At 68.5% G+C, this 18200-nt stretch carries 17 protein-coding genes; 12 read left to right on the top strand and 5 right to left on the bottom strand.

Going from position 1 to position 18200, the window contains the following annotated elements; all coding sequences use genetic code 11:
* Positions 1 to 207 precede the first annotated feature (207 nt).
* Genes AWB94_RS27875 through AWB94_RS27855 form a run of 5 tightly spaced genes read left to right on the top strand, consistent with a single transcriptional unit; the run spans position 208 to position 4790 of the window.
* Positions 208 to 987, top strand: coding sequence for an ABC transporter ATP-binding protein (locus AWB94_RS27875; protein WP_062658462.1), 780 nt, complete (start codon positions 208 to 210; stop codon positions 985 to 987).
* Positions 984 to 1865: an ABC transporter permease gene (locus AWB94_RS27870; protein WP_062658461.1), complete on the top strand. Its 882-nt coding sequence runs from the start codon at positions 984 to 986 to the stop codon at positions 1863 to 1865. Before AWB94_RS27875 ends, AWB94_RS27870 begins: the two co-directional genes overlap by 4 nt.
* 17 nt (positions 1866 to 1882) lie before the next feature.
* Positions 1883 to 2932 carry an isopenicillin N synthase family dioxygenase gene (locus AWB94_RS27865; RefSeq protein ID WP_062658460.1) on the top strand — a complete coding sequence of 350 codons (1050 nt, stop codon included), beginning with the start codon at positions 1883 to 1885 and terminating at the stop codon, positions 2930 to 2932.
* Positions 2929 to 3573, top strand: a complete 645-nt coding sequence (locus AWB94_RS27860; protein ID WP_062658459.1) for a GntR family transcriptional regulator — start codon at positions 2929 to 2931, stop codon at positions 3571 to 3573. Before AWB94_RS27865 ends, AWB94_RS27860 begins: the two co-directional genes overlap by 4 nt.
* Positions 3574 to 3599: 26 nt before the next feature.
* Complete coding sequence (locus AWB94_RS27855) at positions 3600 to 4790, top strand: amidohydrolase family protein (RefSeq protein ID WP_234811908.1); 1191 nt, start codon at positions 3600 to 3602, stop codon at positions 4788 to 4790.
* Here the strand turns inward: AWB94_RS27855 and AWB94_RS27850 are convergent.
* The 5 genes from AWB94_RS27850 to AWB94_RS27830 all read right to left on the bottom strand — a co-directional run bounded on the left by AWB94_RS27850 (position 4787) and on the right by AWB94_RS27830 (position 10157).
* Complete coding sequence (locus AWB94_RS27850; RefSeq protein WP_062658457.1) at positions 4787 to 5467, bottom strand: HAD family hydrolase; 681 nt, start codon at positions 5465 to 5467, stop codon at positions 4787 to 4789. The genes AWB94_RS27855 and AWB94_RS27850 overlap by 4 nt on opposite strands.
* 14 nt (positions 5468 to 5481) lie before the next feature.
* Positions 5482 to 6720: a GNAT family N-acetyltransferase gene (locus AWB94_RS27845; RefSeq protein WP_062658456.1), complete on the bottom strand. Its 1239-nt coding sequence runs from the start codon at positions 6718 to 6720 to the stop codon at positions 5482 to 5484.
* A gap of 28 nt (positions 6721 to 6748) precedes the next feature.
* On the bottom strand, positions 6749 to 7984 hold the full coding sequence (locus AWB94_RS27840; RefSeq protein ID WP_062658455.1) for an RNA polymerase sigma factor: 1236 nt from the start codon (positions 7982 to 7984) through the stop codon (positions 6749 to 6751).
* A gap of 19 nt (positions 7985 to 8003) precedes the next feature.
* Positions 8004 to 9605, bottom strand: coding sequence for a fatty-acid--CoA ligase FadD8 (gene fadD8 / locus AWB94_RS27835; protein WP_062658454.1), 1602 nt, complete (start codon positions 9603 to 9605; stop codon positions 8004 to 8006).
* A 96-nt stretch (positions 9606 to 9701) separates the two neighbouring features.
* Positions 9702 to 10157, bottom strand: coding sequence for a YciI family protein (locus AWB94_RS27830; protein ID WP_062658453.1), 456 nt, complete (start codon positions 10155 to 10157; stop codon positions 9702 to 9704).
* A gap of 432 nt (positions 10158 to 10589) precedes the next feature.
* On the opposite strand from AWB94_RS27830, the gene AWB94_RS27825 reads away from it, so the two are divergent.
* The 7 genes from AWB94_RS27825 to AWB94_RS27795 all read left to right on the top strand — a co-directional run bounded on the left by AWB94_RS27825 (position 10590) and on the right by AWB94_RS27795 (position 18178).
* Positions 10590 to 11555, top strand: a complete 966-nt coding sequence (locus tag AWB94_RS27825) for an acyl-ACP desaturase (protein WP_062658452.1) — start codon at positions 10590 to 10592, stop codon at positions 11553 to 11555.
* A gap of 56 nt (positions 11556 to 11611) precedes the next feature.
* Positions 11612 to 13231 carry an amidohydrolase gene (locus tag AWB94_RS27820; protein WP_062658451.1) on the top strand — a complete coding sequence of 540 codons (1620 nt, stop codon included), beginning with the start codon at positions 11612 to 11614 and terminating at the stop codon, positions 13229 to 13231.
* 12 nt (positions 13232 to 13243) lie between these two features.
* Positions 13244 to 13921: a TetR/AcrR family transcriptional regulator gene (locus tag AWB94_RS27815; RefSeq protein WP_062658450.1), complete on the top strand. Its 678-nt coding sequence runs from the start codon at positions 13244 to 13246 to the stop codon at positions 13919 to 13921.
* Positions 13922 to 14069: 148 nt separating this feature from the next.
* Positions 14070 to 14948: an ABC transporter substrate-binding protein gene (locus AWB94_RS27810; protein WP_234811907.1), complete on the top strand. Its 879-nt coding sequence runs from the start codon at positions 14070 to 14072 to the stop codon at positions 14946 to 14948.
* Positions 14949 to 14954: 6 nt separating this feature from the next.
* On the top strand, positions 14955 to 15743 hold the full coding sequence (locus AWB94_RS27805) for an amino acid ABC transporter permease (protein WP_062658449.1): 789 nt from the start codon (positions 14955 to 14957) through the stop codon (positions 15741 to 15743).
* The gene (locus tag AWB94_RS27800; protein WP_062658448.1) at positions 15740 to 16540 is read left to right on the top strand and encodes an amino acid ABC transporter ATP-binding protein; all 801 of its coding nucleotides are present in this window, start codon (positions 15740 to 15742) and stop codon (positions 16538 to 16540) included. The genes AWB94_RS27805 and AWB94_RS27800 overlap by 4 nt, the downstream gene beginning before the upstream one ends.
* A 48-nt stretch (positions 16541 to 16588) precedes the next feature.
* Positions 16589 to 18178, top strand: coding sequence for a gamma-glutamyltransferase family protein (locus AWB94_RS27795; protein ID WP_062658447.1), 1590 nt, complete (start codon positions 16589 to 16591; stop codon positions 18176 to 18178).
* Positions 18179 to 18200: the final 22 nt, after the last annotated feature.

Below are 18200 nucleotides of genomic sequence, written 5' to 3'. Positions count from 1 at the left end.
TGCTTCGCGTTGCGACGGTGTTAACGATTGCATCCGCCGTGCAATCCCCCCCGGTTTAACTGGCGGTTTCGCGCCTCGGCGGCGATCTTCTTACCGCGGGTTAACGTTGGGAAATCGCGGCGTAATACATGTAATCGACTCTGGTTATCGCGATGACTTCGATCGTGTGCATGTAAATTGGATGAGGTCGACCCTCGAGGAGTGCATGTGGAACCGGTCACCGCGGTGCGCGGTATCGACCAAGGACCCGCCGTCGGGCAGTCTCGAATCGTATTCGACAGTGTCGCAAAGCGTTTCGATACCGGAACGGTCGCGATCGAGCATGTCGACCTGCGAATCGGCCGAGGCGAGTTCGTGGCGATCGTCGGACCGTCGGGATGCGGCAAGTCGACGCTGCTGCGGATGGCGGCCGGTTTGGAACAGCCCACCTCGGGATCGGTTCTCCTGGACACCACCTCGGTCGGGTTCATCTTCCAAGAACCCACGCTGCTGCCGTGGCGCAGCGTACGGGCCAACGTGGAACTCTGCGCCGAGCTCAACGGCATCGACCCGAGGGTTGTCAAAAGTACTGCCCAGGAGACCATTTCGGCCGTGGGTCTGGATCAGTTCGCCGATCAGCTTCCCAGGACACTGTCCGGAGGCATGAAGATGCGGGTGTCGATGGCCCGTGCGCTGACGCTGTCGCCCGAGGTGTTGCTGCTCGACGAACCGTTCGGTGCACTCGACGAGATGACCAGGTTGGACATGCAAGTCGAACTCCAACGTCTGTACGCCGAACGCGGTTTCAGCGCCGTGTTCGTCACCCACTCGGTGCCCGAGGCCGTCTACCTCGCCGACCGTGTGGTGGTGATGACCGCACGACCGGGCCGCATCGCCGGCATCGTCGACATCGACTTCGCCGCGCCGCGACACCAGGACCTGCGCTTCGAGTCCCGGTTCACGGACAAGGCCGCCGAGGTGTCGGCGCTGCTGCGCGGGAGGTCATGATGGCAGTGCTCGGTTCCGTTTCCGGCCTGGCCGGCCGGTGGCTGGCAGGACGGACGGTCCCGGTGGCCGCCCGGCCAGAGGGCAAGCGCGGCAAGCGGATCGGAGCCGCCGTCTGGTACCCACTGCTGTCGTTGGCGGTTGGGCTCGGCGTGTGGTCGGCAGTCAGCTACCTGGTGCTGGCGCCCGAACGCCGATTCATGCTGCCACCGCCGGCCGACGTGCTGCGCCACTCGCTGCTGGACTGGGCGCATCTGCGGCCGATGCTGGCCGCGTTGTCGGTGACCGCGCAGGTCACGGCGGCAGGGTTCGCCGTTGCCGTCCTGATCGGGGTCGGAATCGGCGTGCTGATGTGCCAGGCCCGCTGGTTGGAAAAGGTGATCTATCCGTACGCGGTCGTCATCCAGGTGATCCCCATCCTGGCGATCGTGCCACTGATCGGGCTGTGGCTCGGTTACGGGATGGCCGCCCGAACGCTGGTCTGCGTCCTCATCGCCGTGTTCCCGATCATCACGAACACCCACTTCGGCATTCGTTCGGTGGACCGCGGTATGCACGAACTGTTCACGGTGTCCGGGGCGTCGCGGTGGGACCGATTGGTCAAACTCGAACTGCCCGCGGCACTTCCGGCCATTCTGGCCGGCGTACGCACCGCGGCCGGCCTGGTGGTGGTTGGCGCGATCATCGGGGACATGTTCTTCGCCAAGGGGCAACCCGGTATCGGCACCCTGCTCGACGTGTACCGCGGCCGGCTGCAATCCGACGATCTGATCGCGGCGATCGTGCTCGCCTCGGTGTTCGGGGTGCTGGTGTTCGGGGCCATGGGCCTGGCGACCCGGCTGATGATCGGCCGCTGGCACGAATCCGGCCGCACACTCTGATCAGCAAGGGAGACACCATGTTCGACGTACCTGTGCTCGATATCAGCTGCTACACCGCGGGCGGGAGCGCGGCCGGCGATCCCGCCTGCGCGCGGGTGGCGGCAGCCTTCGACACCGCGTGCCGTGAGGTCGGCTTCGTGCAGGTCGTCGGTCACGGCATCGACGCCGAGGCGATCGCCGATCTGGCTGCCGCCCTCGACGAGTTCTTCGGCCTGCCGCTGACGGCCAAGGTGCCCCACCGCCGCGATCCGTCGACCAACCGGGGCTATTCGCCGCCCAAGAGCGAATCGCTGAGCATGAGCCTCGGCATCGCCACCAACCCGACCAACGACTACTACGAGGCGTACACGGTCGGAGTGCCCGCGTCGGCCTTCGGGCCGCTGCAGGTGCCCGAGAGCAGTTATGCGGCCAACAACTGGCCGGATGCCGCGCCCGGTTTCCGGCCCCGCGTCGAACGGTATTTCGCCGAGGCGCAGCGGCTGGCCCGCACCCTGATGACGGTGGTCACCGACGCGCTGGCGCTCCCGCCGCGCTACTTCGACCCGATGATCGACCACTCGATCGAAGTGCTGAAGATGAACAACTTCGCGCTGCCCGAAGGCGAGCCCGCCGAGGATCTGCAGGGGATGGGCGCGCACACCGATTTCGGCATCCTGACCGTCCTGTGGGCGGACCAGGTTCCGGGTTTGCAGGTGCTGGACCGCGACGGCGGGTGGCATGACGTGCAGCCCGCGGACGGCGCGCTGCTGATCAACCTGGGCGACGCGATGGCCCGGTGGACCAACGACCGGTGGCTGTCCACCGTGCACCGCGTCGATCCGCCGGTGGTCGACGGCCGGATCCAGCGCAGGCGGTCGGCGGCGTTCTTCTTCGACGGGAACTACGACGCGGTGCTCGAAGCGCTGCCGGGCACCCTCGCCGACGGCGAGGTCGGGTACCAGCCGATTACCGTTGCCGAGAACATCGCGATGAAGGTCGCGGGTTTGCGCACCGGGGCCGCGCCGCAGACCCAGCTGCGGGAGGCGGCCCGGGTGTCTGCGGCGGCGAACCAGGAGGCGCGTACATGACGGCATCGGACGGCACCCTGCTCACCGAGTCGGTGCACGACGCGTTGCAGGAGCTGATCTTCAGCGGGGAACTCGCGCCCGGCAGCCCCCTGTCGGTGCCGGCGCTCGCCGCGCGGCTCAACGTCTCGCGCACCCCGGTCCGGGAGGCGGTGCAGCAACTCATCTACGAAGGGCTGGCCACCCACACCCGCAACGCCGGGGCCCGGGTGACCCTGCTCGACGATGATGCGGTCAAGGCGGTGTTCGAGGTCCGTGAGGTGCTCGACGGGCTGGCCGCGCACAACGCCACGCTGATCGCCACCCGCGCAACCGTCGAGCAACTGCGCAAGATGGTCGAGGTGCAGCGGGAGTTGCTCGACGAGGCACCGGACCGGCACCGTGACGCCCGGCTGGACCTGGAGTTCCACACCCTGATCCGGGACACCGCCCGCAACCGGCCACTCAGCGACGCGCTGGCCCGGCTCGACGGCCAGTCCCACTTGTACCGCTCCGACATGTGGACCACCGAACTCAACCGCCGGCTGGCCGTCGGTGAGCACGAGCGGATCGTCGCCGCCGTCGAGGCCGGTGACGCGGAGGGCGCCCGGTCGGCCGCCTGCGCACATGTCGCCGGGCTGTACGTCCGCACCCGGCGGCTGTGATGACGGCTGCGCCGCAACCTCTCTCGTTGATCCGCGCCGCCACGTTGGTCGACGGTTCCGTGGTGGACATCGATATCGAGCGGGATACCGTGACCGCGGTCCGGCCGGCGTCGTCCGCGCGGACGGGCCCCGATGTGCTCGACCTGGACGGGCATCTGGTGATCACCGCGCCCGCCGAACCGCATGCGCACCTGGACAAGGCGCTGTCGTGGGATGCGCTGCGGCCGCAGCCGGGCGACCTGCACGACGCTATCGCCACCTGGAAGCAAGGGTCCGTGCGGTTCGACGAGGAGTCGTTCCGGCAACGCGCCCGCGCGGCCGCACTGGCGCTGCTGCGCAACGGCACCACCGCCGTGCGTACCCATGTCGACGTCCTGACCGGCGACGACCCGCTGCGCGGGATCCGCGCCGTGGCCGCCGTCCGTCGCGAGTTACACGCGGTGATGGACATCCAGATCGTCGCGCTGATCAAGACATATTCGCCGGTGGAGTTGCTGCACCAGGCGCTGGATGCCGGCGCCGATCTGGTCGGCGGATCGCCGCACAGCGCCGCGGACCCGCTCGCCGAGTTGGACCGGCTGCTCGGTGCCGCCGAGTCCCGCGGGGTGGGAGCCGATCTGCACACCGACGAATTCCTGTTCGGTGACCATCATTCGATCGCCGACTATGCCGAACGGGTGCGGACCTGGCCGGACGGACACATCCGGACCGCGAGCCACTGCACCCGGCTGGGCACCATGACGGTCGACGAACTCGACCGGCTGTTACCGCGAATCGCCGAGGCGGGTATCGGCGTCGTCGCCAATCCGATCACCAACCTGTATCTGCAGGGCCGGGACACGCCCACGGCGACACCACGCGGGATCACTGCGGTCGCGGCGTTGCGGGCGGCCGGGGTCACCGTCGCCGCCGGCGCCGACAACGTCCGCGATCCGTTCAATCCGCTGGGCCGCAGCGATGCGCTGGAGACCGCGATGCTGGCGGTGATCGCCGCGCACGTGCAGCCCGGCACCGCGCTGGCGATGGTGACCGACGACGCGCGCTCGGTCCTCGGCCTCCCCGACGCCGGTCCGCGCGTCGGTGCCCGCGCCGAATTGCTGGCGATCCGGGGTACCAGCGTCCCCGACGTGATCGCCAACGCGCCGGCCGACCGCGTCGTCATCCACGGCGGCGCCGTCGTGTCGCGCACCCGGACGCAGACCTGGACGGCGGGCTAGACAACCAGGCCGTACTGGCGCAGCGCCCGCGTCAGCCCGTCGGGCCGTTCCGCGGTGGGCACCGGGTCCACCAGGGCGAAGGCGCAGCCGACGGCACGCGCCCCGCCGTCGGCCTCCTCGCTGTCGCCGACCATCAACGCCTCGGCGGGGTCGACGCCCAGGCGCTGCAGCGCGATGCCGAAGATGGCGGGATCCGGTTTGATGGCACCCACCTCGAAGCTCAGCACGTATTCGTCGGCGGCCGTGCCGGCGGCGGCGAACGCCGGCCGCAGGTCGAAGGCGATATTGGACACCACCGCCGTCCTGATGCCGGCCGCGCGCAATCCGTTCAAGGTGGCGGCGGTGTCGGGATACGGCGTCCACGATGCCGGGTCGACCAGCTTGGGGTACAGGGCCGCGGCATCCTCGCCGGTGAGCCCGGATTCGCGCAGCACGTGCAGATAGGCCTCCCGGTGCAGATGTGGTTCCAGGTCCCGGCGGGCCCAGTTGTGCTGCTGTTCGGGTGACATCGGCACGGAGCTGCCGGTGGGCGCGGTGACCCGGCGCATCAGCTCGGCCTGCACGTGGCCTTCGACAGCCTGCTCGTCGACGGTGATGCCGTCGAACCAGCTGTCGTCTTCCTCGAGTCGGAACAGCGTGCCGGAGTAGTCGAAGAGCACCGCGCGTAGTCGAGTCACCGTTCCATCTTGGCTCAGAAGTGATCGGGCCTGGCCGGCGCCACCGGCCAGCCGAAGGCCGTGGCCGCCCGATGCGCCGCGCCTGCGGTGTGTTCGCCGACCAGGCCGGCCGAGGCCAGCGTCGCCATGTTGACCCCACCCAGGTAGACGGCGCCCAGGTCTCGTGCGGAGATGGTGATATCTGCTGGGGCGCTGGTCTTTTCGCATTCGGCACCGTCGCCACCGCCGCGCAGCCGGTACCGTCCGGTGTTCCACGGACAGAACCGGTCGTCGACCTCCAGCACGACATCGATGTCGGCGGCGTACCGGCGCAGGCTCAGCGCGGCCGGCACGTCGACGAGCCTGGTGAAGATGCCGTCATTGACCTCGCAGTGCAGCGCGCGCTGGTCGGCGACCAGATAGCGCAGTCGTTCGTCGACCGCGGCTCCGTCGTAGGTGATGCTGCGCACCAGGTCCACCTCCAGGAGGAATCGCCACATGCGGGCGTAGGCGCGGGGGTTGGTGGCCCGCACCTCCTGGACATGCAGTTCGCCATTGGGTCCGGTGGACGTCCACTCGGGTTTGGCGCGGTAGACCGCGAAGGCGCTCGCGGTGCCGTCGGGCTCGTGGTGCAGGGCAAACCGGAGGCCGCCGGTGCCCTTGCGTCGGCGCTCGAGGTCGGCGATCACGTATTTCCACCACGGCAGGGTGCGGTCCATCCGGCCCGGCAGTCCGGCCAGCGCACGGTCGTAGATGGCCGGGGCGGTGTCCAACAGGGCCGTGGCGTCGGCCTCGGAGACCGTGCCGCCACCCAGATCGACCTCGGGGCGGAACGCGAGGTCGCGTACCTGTCCGGACAGCACGGCGTTGAAGCTGGACAGGCCGTAGCCGAACCGGCCATAGATCATGGTCTCCGAGGCGAACAGCATGGCCAGTGCCTCGGTGCCGCGGGACCGGATGTCCTCGAGCTGGTGGCGCATCATCGCCGTCAGCAGGCCGCGGCGCCGGTGACTCGACGCCACCGTCACCCCGGTGACGGCGGCGACGGGGACCAGTGCCCCGCCGGGCAGGCTCACCTTCTTGTGGTAGTCGCCCGTGGTGGCGGCCCAGCGCTTCCCGTCATGGAAGCCGAACATGCGGTCCAATTCGGTGAAGGCACGGCCGAGTTGGTACTCGTCTTCGTGCAGATCCTCCAGGAACACCGCCGACATCGCCGACATGAAATCGTGGAAGTCGTCGTCATCGGTCACGGTGCGCAGGGTCAGGTCGGACACGCCCTCATGCGTACCGCACGGCGCGGTGTCAGTCACGTGAATATCGGGTGGCCTTGTGCAGCAACACGTCGCGCTCGCGTTCGTTGCCGGCCAGCGCCGCCGCGGCCCGGAAGGCGCCGGCCGCCTCGTCATGCCGGCCCAGCCGGTCCAGTAGTTCGCCGCGCACACTGGGCAGCAGGTACGACCGGTCCAGGCCGGTTATCTCGTCGACGATGCGCAGGCCGGCGGCGGGCCCGTGCACCATCGCCACCGCGACAGCGCGGTTCAGTTCGATGACCGGTGACGGCGAAATCTGCAGCAGCGCATCGTAGATCGCCACGATGCGGGTCCAGTCGGTGTCGGCGCTCGTCGGGGCGACGGCATGGCATTCGGCCAGTGCGGCCTGCAATCCGTAGGCGCCCCAGCCGCGGCCGGCGCGCGCGGTCTCGGCGCGCCGCAGCGCCTGGATGCCGCGCTGGATGCCGGCGCGGTCCCAGCGGGTGCGGTCCTGATCCTCCAGCAGGATGGCGTTGCCGTCGGCATCGGTGCGGGCGGCGAACCGCGAGGACTGGAACTCCATCAACGCCAGCAACCCGTGCGCCTCGGGCTCACCGGGCGCCAGTGCCACCAGGATGCGGGCCAGACGCATTGCCTCACTGCACAATTCGTCACGGATCCAGCGGCTGCCGAAGGACGCCGAGTAGCCCTCGTTGTAGATCAGGTAGATGACGCCGAGCACCGCCGCCAGCCGGGACCCGAACTCGCCGCGGTCGGGCACCTCGAACGCCAGCCCGGCCAGGCTCTTCTTGGCGCGGGTGATGCGTGCGGCCACCGTCGCTTTCGGCGTCAGGAAGGCCTGCGCGATCTCGTCGGTGGTCAGCCCGCCGACGACGCGCAGCGTCAGCGCGATCTGGGCCTCCCGGGACAACACCGGGTGGGCGGCGGCGAAGATGAGCCGCAGCACGTCGTCGTCGATGCGATCGGGATCCCAATCCTCGTCGACATGATCGGCCAGGTCGCGGGCCAGCACCGCGTACTTGGCGTCCAGGTTGTCCTGGCGGCGCCAATGGTCGACGGCCTTGCGTTTGGCCACCGTGGTCAGCCAGGCGCCGGCATTGCGCGGCACCCCGCTCTGCGGCCACTGGGTCAGCGCGTCGACCATGGCGTCGGCCGCCAGGTCCTCGGCCAGCCCGATGTCACCGACCCAGCGGGTCAGGGTCGCGACGACCCTGGCGGCCTCCATCCGCCAGACCGCGTCGACGGTCTCGCGCATGTCGGCGGGCATACCGCCTATTCTGCCGAGGTCAGCCCACCGAGCGGGCCGCGCCGGCCCAGAACTGGGCCCGCACCGCCTTCTTGTCCGGCTTGCCCAGCGCGGTCACCGGCACCGCGTCGACGACGACGACCTGCTTGGGCGCCTGCACCGAACCCTTGCGGTCCTTGACGGCCGCCTGGATCTCGGCGGTGATGGTCGCGACGGCCGCTTCCGAGCCGTCGGTGCCGGGGCGCAACACGACGACCGCCGTCACCGCCTCCCCCCACTTGTCGTCGGGGGTGCCGATCACGCACACCTGCGCGATGGCGGGATGCTGGGCGATGACGTCCTCCACCTCGCGCGGGAACACGTTGAAGCCGCCGGTCACGATCATGTCCTTGGTGCGGTCGACGATGTAATAGAAGCCGTCCTCGTCCTCGCGGGCCAGGTCGCCGGTGTGCATCCAGCCGTCCTTGAAGGTTTCGGCGGTTGCCTCCGGCAGATTCCAGTACCCGCCGGACAGCAGCGGCCCGGACACGCAGATCTCGCCGACCTCACCCTGGGGCACGGGTTTTCCGTCCTCGCCCAGCAGCGCCACCCTGGCGAACACGGTGGGCCTACCGCACGAGGTCAGCCGCTTCTCGTCGTGGTCGCCCTTGGCCAGGTAGGTGATCACCATCGGGGCCTCGGACTGGCCGTAGTACTGCGCGAAGATCGGGCCGAACCGGTCGATCGCCTCCCGCAGCCGCACCGGGTTCATCGCCGAGGCGCCGTAGTACACGGTCTCCAGCGAGGACAGGTCCCTGGTGTGTGAATCCGGGTGATCCATCAGGGCGTAGATCATCGACGGCACCAGCATGGTGGCGGTGATCTTCTGCTCCTCGATCACCCGCAGCACCTCGGCCGGGTCGAATTTGGTCAGCACCACCAGTTCGCCACCCTTGATGATGGTCGGCACGAAGAACGCCGCCCCGGCGTGCGACAGCGGGGTGCACATCAGGAACTTCGGATGCTCGGGCCACTCCCACTCGGCGAGCTGGATCGTGGTCATCGTGGTGATGGACTGCACGGTGCCGATGACGCCCTTGGGCTTGCCGGTGGTACCGCCGGTGTAGGTGAGCCCGCCGATATGGTCGGGGGCCAGGTCGGCGGCGACCAGCGGCTGCGGATCGTACTTGGCGGCCTCGGCGGCCAGGTCTTTCGCGACACCGTCGAGCGCCTGCGGGACCGGGCCGATGGTGAGCACCTGCGTGAGCGAGGGCACCTTCTCCAGCAGTCCCAGCGCGCGCTCCACGAACGCGGGCGTGGGGTCGATGACCAGGGTGCTGACTTCGGCATCGGTCAGCACGTAGGCGTGGTCGTCCAGTGAGCCTAGAGGGTGTAGTGCGGTGCGGCGGTACCCCTGGGTCTGCCCGGCGCCGATGATCATCAGCACCTCGGGACGGTTGAGCGACAGCAGCCCGACGGCCGCACCGGTGCCCGCGCCCAGCGCCTCGAACGCCTGAATGTACTGGCTGATGCGTTCGGCGAGCTGGCCGCCGGTCAGCGTGGTGTCGCCGAGGAACAGTACGGGCTTGTTCTTGTTGCGCTTGAGGGCGCCGACGGTGAGATGTCCGGAATGGATCGGGTGGCGCAGCAATTCGTCACTCATAAGGACACACTAGAACGTGTTCCAGAAATGAAGCCAGGGGATGCCCCGAATTCCCCGGCAGTGCGCGGCAGCGCCGGGGAATCCGCGATCAGGATCTCAGCGCCCGGCGGCGGCGCGGGCGGCTGCGGCGGCCTTCTCCGCGAGATCGGCCTTCCACTGGATCTCCTTCTGGATCCACTCGTTGTCTTGCGGAAACTCGTCGGACTCGCTGACCCGGCGCACCTCCAGCAACACGCCCGGCCCGAGCGGGCACTTGCGCGCCCACTGCTTGGCCTCTTCCTTCGAAGACACGTCCAGGATCCAGAAGCCGTTGAAGAGTTCCTTGGTCTCGGCGTAGGGGCCGTCGGTCACCACCGGCGGGTCGGCGTCGAAATCGACGACGAAGCCCTCCTCGGGCGGGGTCAGTCCCTCGCCGGCCAGCATGACGCCGGCCTTGATCAGTTCCTCGTTGTAGCGGCCCATCGCCGCGATGATCTCGTCGAAATCGACATTCTGCGCGACGAACTCCTCGGCCGCCGGGGTGGACCGCATGATCAGCATGTAGCGCGACATCGTGTTCTCTCCTCGGGTTCGGGGCTCTTGCCATCTTTTCGGGTGGCCCTCGCTGATACGTCGAGCGACACCACCACCAAATCGACATGGCGCACGAAATTCTTTTCCGTCCCATCGGGGGTGCGCGCACCCCCGATGGGACGGGGCCCGTGCCGGTCTCCGTGCGCCGTTGTCCGGAGTGCACATGTCGGACGCGTAGGCTTCTCGGAAATCACTGGAAGGGACCGACCGCCGAGGTCGGACAAAGTTACACCCCGTAGGGCTGGCCGGGACCGTCCCCGACGCAATCACGTGGACATGGGCGGATAGCACTCCTGGCCGGCCGCTCCCCGAACGGGCCCGCACATCTGTCATCGCAGCCTGGTGCCCAGGCGCCGGTGCACTGCGCAGCTGTGCGGACAGGCCATGGCCACGTCGATACCTAGGGGATGCATGCAGAGACATTTGACCGACACCGAGATCCTCGATGAGCTCGAGCCGGTGGTGGAAGACGGCCTCAACCACCATGTGGCGGTGGCCAAGGAATGGCATCCGCATGACTACGTTCCCTGGGACCGCGGCCGCAACTTCGCCGCGCTCGGCGGGCAGGATTGGGAGCCCGAGCAGTCGCAGCTGTCCGAAGTCGCAAAGGTCGCGATGGTCACCAATCTGCTGACCGAGGACAATCTGCCGTCCTACCACCGTGGCGCGGCGGAACACTTCTCGCTGGACCGCGCTTGGGGCCAGTGGGTCAACCTGTGGACGGCGGAGGAGAACCGGCACGGCATCGTCATCCGCGACTACCTCGTCGTGACCCGTGGTGTGGACCCGGTCGCCCTCGAGCGGGCCCGTATGGAACACATGCGCAACGGCTACGACCCGAGCGAAGAAGAGCGCCGAATCCATGAACCGGGCCCACTCATGATCGCCGCGTACGCCACCCTTCAAGAGCTTGCGACCCGGGTCAGCCATCGCAACACCGGAAAGGTCTGCGACGACCCGCTCGCCGAGTCGATGCTGCAACGCGTCGCGACCGACGAGAACCTGCACATGGTCTTCTACCGCAACGTGTTCTCCGCCGGTTTCGACCTGTCGCCGGATCAGGCGATGGAGGCCGTGTGTGCGATCATCGAGGGGTTCCAGATGCCGGGCCGCGGTATGCCCAATTGGCGGCGCAACAGCGTCATCATGGCCAAGCACGGCATCTACGATCTGCGCCAGCACCTCGAGGAAGTCGTGCTGCCCACGGTGAAGAAGTGGCGGATCTTCGAACGTGACGACGTGACGGCGCGTGGTGAGCAGCGCCGCGAGCAACTGGCCCGGTATCTGGAGGACTTGGGCAAACAGGTCCTCCGGTTCGAGGAGCAGCGCGACCGGATGCTGGCCCGGGAGGCCGCCAAGGCCGAGCGGATCGCCTGACGACCGATTCGCGGGGACACCTGCGGCCGACACGGCCAGGCCCTAGCATCCGGGGCATGCCCGCCGACCTGGTCATCAACGGACACATCCGCACCGTCGACGACGCCCGGCCCACCGCGCGATGGCTGGCGGTGGCCGACGGCCGGATCGTCGCCGTCGGGATGGATCCGCACGACACCGCCGGTTGGGTGGGCCCGGACACCACGGTGCTCGATATCGACGACGGGTGCGTGCTGCCCGGATTCGTGGAGGCACATGGTCATCCGTTGATGGAGGCGGTCGCGCTGTCGGATCGGATGGTCGACATCCGGCCGGTCACCGTGGGCTCGGCCGACGATGTCGTCGCGGCGATCCACGCCGAGGTCGCCCGCCGCGGCGCCGACGGCGCGTATCTGAACGGCTGGGATCCGTTGCTGCAGCGCGGTCTGCCCGAGCCCACGCTGCAGTGGCTGGACGGGGTCGCGGACACCCCGCTGGTGATCATCCACAGCTCCGGGCACAAGGCGTTCTTCAACTCGGCGGCGGCCCGGGTCGCCGGTTTGGACCGCGACACTCCCGATCCGAAGGGCGCGCGGTACGGCCGCGACGCCGAGGGCGAGCTGGACGGCACCGCCGAGGAGTCGGCCGCGGTGTTCCCGCTGCTGGGTGGGGCCATCAAGGTCAGCGACTATCCGGCGATGCTGCTGGCCGAGTGTGCCCGGCTGAACCGGGCGGGGCTGACCACCTGTTCGGAGATGGCGTTCGACCCGATGTTCCGTCCGATGCTGGCGGCCCTGCACGACCGGCTGACGGTGCGGTTGCGCACCTACGAGATGTCGACGGCCGAACTGCACACCGACGCGCAGCCCGGCGACGGCGACGACCTGGTCCGCCAGGTCGGCATCAAGATCTGGGTGGACGGTTCGCCGTGGATCGGCAATATCGACCTGACCTTCCCGTACCTGGACACCGAGGACACCCGCATCATCGGTGTGGTCCCGGGCTCCTGTGGACATGCCAACTACACCCGTGAACAGCTCGCCGAGATCGTCGGCACGTTCTACCCCAAGGGTTGGCAGATGTCCTGCCACGTGCACGGCGACCACGGGGTGGACACCATCCTGGACGTGTATGAGCAAGCGCTGCAAGCCAATCCGCGCGACGACCATCGACTGCGATTGGAACATATCGGGGCCATCACCCCGGCCCAATTGCAGCGGGCGCACGATCTCGGAGTGACCTGCAGTCTGTTCGTCGACCAACTGCACTACTGGGGGGACGTGATCGTCGACGGACTGTTCGGGCCCGAACGCGGCGAGCAGTGGATGCCCTGCGGCTCGGCGGTGGCCACCGGCATGCGGATCTCGCTGCACAACGATCCACCGGTCACTCCGGAGGAACCGCTGCGCAACATCGCCGTGGCCGCCACCCGCACCGCGCCCAGCGGGCGGGTGCTGGCCCCACAGGAACGGCTCACGGTGGAGCAGGGCATCCGGGCGCAGACCATCGACGCCGCCTACCAGCTGTTCGCCGATGACGTGGTCGGCTCCATCGAGGTCGGCAAGTACGCCGATTTCGTTGTGCTGGCGGCGGATCCACTGCAAACCGCGCCCGAGGACATCGCCGGGATCGAGGTGCGGGCGACGTTCCTGGCCGGCCGGCAGGTCTATCCGAAACCTCCCGGCGCCACCGTGTGACAGAGTTGAGCCGTGAAATACGGGCAGGGCTGGGAGCCGAGGGCGGTGGACTGGTCCTCGACCCGGGGCCGCATCCTGCTCGCGGCGTCGGTGTTGTTCGCCCAGCGTGGCTACTTCGGCACCTCGACGCGCGATATCGCCGAGGCCGTGGCCATCCGGCAGCCCTCGCTGTTCCACCATTTCCAGGCCAAGCACGAAATCTTCCGCACCCTGGTCGAACTCGACCTGGGCCCGAGCATCGACCGCATGCAACGCCGGCTTGAGGAGACGTCCTCCTGGGCGGAGAGACTCCATCTCGGGATCGCCTATGACGTGCTCGAGGGCCTGGCCCAGCCGTTCGATGCCCGCGGCCTGTACCACGATGCCGTGCTGGCGCTCGACGCGTTCGAAGCCGAGCGCGAGGGTATCGCGATGTTCCACGACCAGGTCGAGCGTCTGGTCGAGGGCGGTCGCGCCGCCGGCGAGTTCGTGGCCTTCGAGCCGGGCTTCGTGCTGCGGGTGATCAACGGCACGCTGTTCGAGACGCTGCGTGAACAGGGCGGACCGGCCGGGCCGATGCACGGCGAACGTCCTTTGCAGGCGGCCGATTTCGTGCTGCGCGCACTGCTCGTCGACCAATCCCGGCTCGACGCCGTCCGGGATATGACGCGCGGCCGGCTGCCGGTGCCGGCCGTAGCCGACGCGAACTGACCGTCCACCTCCTCCCGTGACGACTGCGTTAACTGTGTAACGAGTTCCGGCCAATGCTTCCCTATCGATCGATAGCGGCCTATCGTTCGATAGGCGCCGTGAGGGTGACGTGAACCATGCCGGCATCGGTACGACTTCTGGAGGACCGTTGAAGAAAGCCCTGAAGAAAGCCCTGAAGAAAGCCCTGATCACCGGACTGGCCGGAGCCGCATTGCTGGCCGCGCCGGCGCTCGCGGCGTGCTCGTCGTCGAACTCGTCGGCGCCGGCGCCCAGCGGGCCGGCCAAGGTGGCCCCACCGGCCATCCTGCAGGCCGGCACGCTGAAGATCTGTGCCCCCAACGACGGCACGCCGCCCAACGTCTATCACGACGAGACCGGCGCCCTGGTGGGCAGCGAAGTGGACCTGGGCAAGGCCCTGGCTGCCGAGATGGGTCTCAAATCGCAGTTCGTCGAGTCGGCGTTCTCGGCCGTCATCCCGACGTTGCAGGCCAAGCAGTGCGATGTGATCATGGCGCAGCTCTACATCAAGCCCGAACGCGAGGCGGTGGTCGATTTCGTGCCGTATGTGTACTCCGGCACCGGAATTGCGGTGTCGAAGGACAAACCGGCGGCGGTCACCGGGATGGACGACAGCCTGTGCGGCAAGAAGGTCATCGTGGCCGTGGCAACCACCGCCGAAGCGCTGGCCACCGAACAGTCCGAGAAGTGCACGGCCGCAGGCAAGCCCGCCGTCGACATCAACCGCAACAGCCATGCCGACGTGGCACTGCAACAGGTGCAGAACGGGCAGGTCGACGCCTATCTCGATACCGCCGAGACACTGGGCTACTACGCCACCAAGACCGGCGCCAAGATCCAGATGGCCGGACAGCCGTTCGGCACCATCAAGATCGGTGCGGCAACGCTCAAGGGCAACAAGGAATTACACGACGCCATCGCGACCGCCCTGGCCACGCTGGAAGGCAACGGAAGCTACGACAAGATCATGGCCCAGTGGGGTCAGGCCGACCTCAGCATCCGGAAGTAGCCCGTCATGACCTTCGACTGGCAGTTCTTCTGGAAGGCGCTGCTCACCCCGAGCGCGCCATTCCTGGACGGACTGGTACTGACCATCGTCATCTCGGTGGTGGCGATGGTGCTGGCCACCCTGCTCGGGCTGGTCCTGGCCCTGATGCGGCGCTCGCAGTTCGCCGTGGTGCGCTGGTGTGCCGGCGTGTACATCTGGGTGATCCGCGGTACGCCGCTGCTGGTGCAACTGGTCATCATCTACACCGGGCTGGCGGCCGTCGGGTTGTACCAGTTCCACGATGTGTCACTGGCCGGCTTGTCGGTGAAGGCCGCCGTGCAGGCCGCCATCATCGGACTGATGATCAACGAGAGCGCCTATATCGCCGAGATCGTCCGGGCCGGACTGGATTCCGTACCGAAAGGGCAGTTCGAGGCGGCGGCGTCGCTGGGCATGACACCGATGAAACTCATGCGGTGGGTGATCGTCCCGCAGTCGCTGCGCGTGATGGTCCCGCCGCTGGGCAACTCGTTCAACGGGATGATGAAGACCACCTCGGTGCTGTCGGTGATCGGTGTCAGCGAGATGTTCCTGGTCACCCAGTCCATCAGCTCGGCGACGTTTCACACCTTCGAGATCTTCATCGTCGCCGCCATCTATTACCTTGCGCTGACCACGATCTGGACCTTCGTGCAGGCCGGCATCGAGAACCGGCTGGCCCGTCAGCTGGGCATCCAGGCGCGCGTGCCGATCACCCAGCGGCTGCTGGGCGCCCGGCGGGCCGCGCCGAACCCGGCCCTACAGCCGCAGGCATGACCGTCCCGTCAGGAGAAGCAGTGAACGACAACGACACCCAGCCGGCTCAGCCGATCGTCTCGATCCACGACGCGCGCTGCACGCTGGGCGGCCGGCGGGTGCTCGACGATGTCAACCTCGACATCGATCGCGGCCAGGTGGTGGTGCTCATCGGGCCGTCCGGAGCCGGCAAGACGACCTTGCTGCGATCGATCAACCATCTCGAAGAGCTGGACAGCGGCGAGATCCGCATCGCCGGACAGTCCATCGCACACGGCGCGGGCGGCCGCAAGATCGGCAAGACCGAACTGGCCCGCAGGCGCCGGGAAATCGGGTTCGTCTTCCAGCATTTCAACCTGTTCCCGCACATGACCGCGTTGGAGAACGTGTGGAACGCGCCGGTCCGGGTGCTCGGCCAGCCGAAGGACAAGGCCCGTGAGGACGCCAGGGCCCTGCTGCAACGAGTCGGCCTGGGGGACAAGGAGCAGTCACGGCCCAGCCAGCTCTCGGGCGGGCAGCAGCAGCGCGTGGCGATCGCCCGGGCCCTGGCCATGCGTCCCAAGGTGATGCTGTTCGACGAGCCCACCAGTGCCCTCGACGTCGAGATGGTGGGGGAGGTGCTCGCGGTGATGCGCGAACTCGCCCGCGAGGCGATGACGATGGTGGTGGTGACCCACGAGATGCGGTTCGCGCGCGATGTCGCCGACCGGATCATCGTGATGGACGCGGGCCGGATCATCGAGGACGCGCCGCCCGACGAACTGTTCGCCAGGCCCAAAAGCGAACGCACCAAAGCGTTCCTGTCCACCATCCACTGACCGCCGGATGCCGGTACGTCCTCCCGAGGGAGTTGATCAGCAGTGCCCATGACCAACGGCGCGTCGCCGTTCACCGGCGCCATCGCCACCCCGCACGTCCTGGCGACCGAGGCGGCGACGGCCGCCTACCGCGACGGTGGCAACGCGATCGACGCCGCGATCGCCGCGGCCGCCGTGCTCACCGTGGTCTATCCACACAATGTCGCACTCGGCGGAGATCTGATCGCGCTGGTCCGCACCCCGGACGGGGTGGTGCGCTGCGTCAACGCCTCGGGCTGGTCGGGGACCGGCGCCGATGCCGCCGGGATGCGGGCGACCCACGGCGGCGCCCTTCCGGTGCGCGGCGCCGACGCGGTGACCGTGCCCGGCGGAGTCCGCGGCTGGGAAACCCTGCGCGGCTTCGGCGCTCGGCTGCCCTGGGAGCGGCTGCTGCGCCCGGCCGAGCGGATTGCGCAGGCCGGGGTGCCGGTGGCCGAATCCCTCGACAGTCACCTGCGTGATCCCGAGAACGCCGACCTGTTCGGCATGGCGGATTTCGACAAGATCTTCCGACCCGCGGGGCGTCCGCTGCGACGGGGGGAGCTGTTGCGCCAGCCCGCCCTGGCGGCCAGCCTGCGCGCACTGGCCGGTGCCGGGCCCGACGAGTTCTACACCGGCGGTCTGGCCGATCGCACGGTGCGGTATCTGCGCTCGCACGGCTCGGTGCTCGACGCTGCCGACTTCGCCGAGTTCCGGCCGGAGGTCACCGATCCCATCGCGATGGATTTCCATGGCCTGACCGTCCTGACCAGCCCCCCGAACACACACGGGTTCGTGATGCTGCGGGCCCTGACGGCCATCCGCGATCTGGGTCTGGACGCGCCGCTCGGCACCGACCTCGGCACGCTGATGCGAGTGTTCCATCAGGGCAACCGGTTACGGTCGACCCGGCTGGCGGATCCACGGCTGGCCCAGGTCGACGTGGCCGCGCTGGTGAGCGAGGACCTCGCCGCTGCGGCCCCGCTGGGATCCGCGGAGGGGCCCACGCGGGCGGTGCCGGGCGGTGACACCGTCGGCGTGGCCGCGGCCGATGAGGACGGCTTCGCCGTGTCCCTGATCCAGAGCGTCTACCACGCCTTCGGTTCGGGCCTGATCGATCCGCAGAGCGGCATCCTGTTCCACAACCGTGGCACCAGCTTCTCCCTCGACCTGCGGTCACCGAATGTCCTTGCGCCCAGGAAGCGTCCGCTGCACACCTTGATGCCGGTGCTGACCACCCGTGGCGGTGCGGTCGGTCATGTGCTGGCGACGATGGGCGGGCAGGGCCAACCGCAGATCCTCACGCAGGTGCTGCTGCGCATGATCGCCGGGGTAAGCGCCGCGGACGCGGTCTCCGCGCCCCGTGCGGTGGTCGGGCAACAGGTGGCGGGCTGCACCGACGACACGGTCGTCGTCGAGACCGGGCTCGACCCCGCCGCCACTGCGGCACTGGCCGCGTCCGGTCTCGACGTGGTACAGGTGCCACCGCACACCGAAGGGCTGGGGCAGGCCAACGTGGTGCAGGTGGGCGAGGACGGGCGGTTGATCGCGGCGGCGGATCCCCGCGCGGACGGCTCGGCTGTGGTGGCCCAGTTCCCGCGCCACCACCGGGCGACCTGAGCGCAGAACAGGTTTGCCGGAA

Origin of the sequence: Mycolicibacterium canariasense (assembly GCF_002101555.1) — a bacterium.
Taxonomy (GTDB): Bacteria; Actinomycetota; Actinomycetes; order Mycobacteriales; family Mycobacteriaceae; genus Mycobacterium; species Mycobacterium canariasense.
The sequence above is the reverse complement of the archived record's forward strand: the minus strand, read 5'-3'. Positions and strand labels throughout refer to the sequence as shown.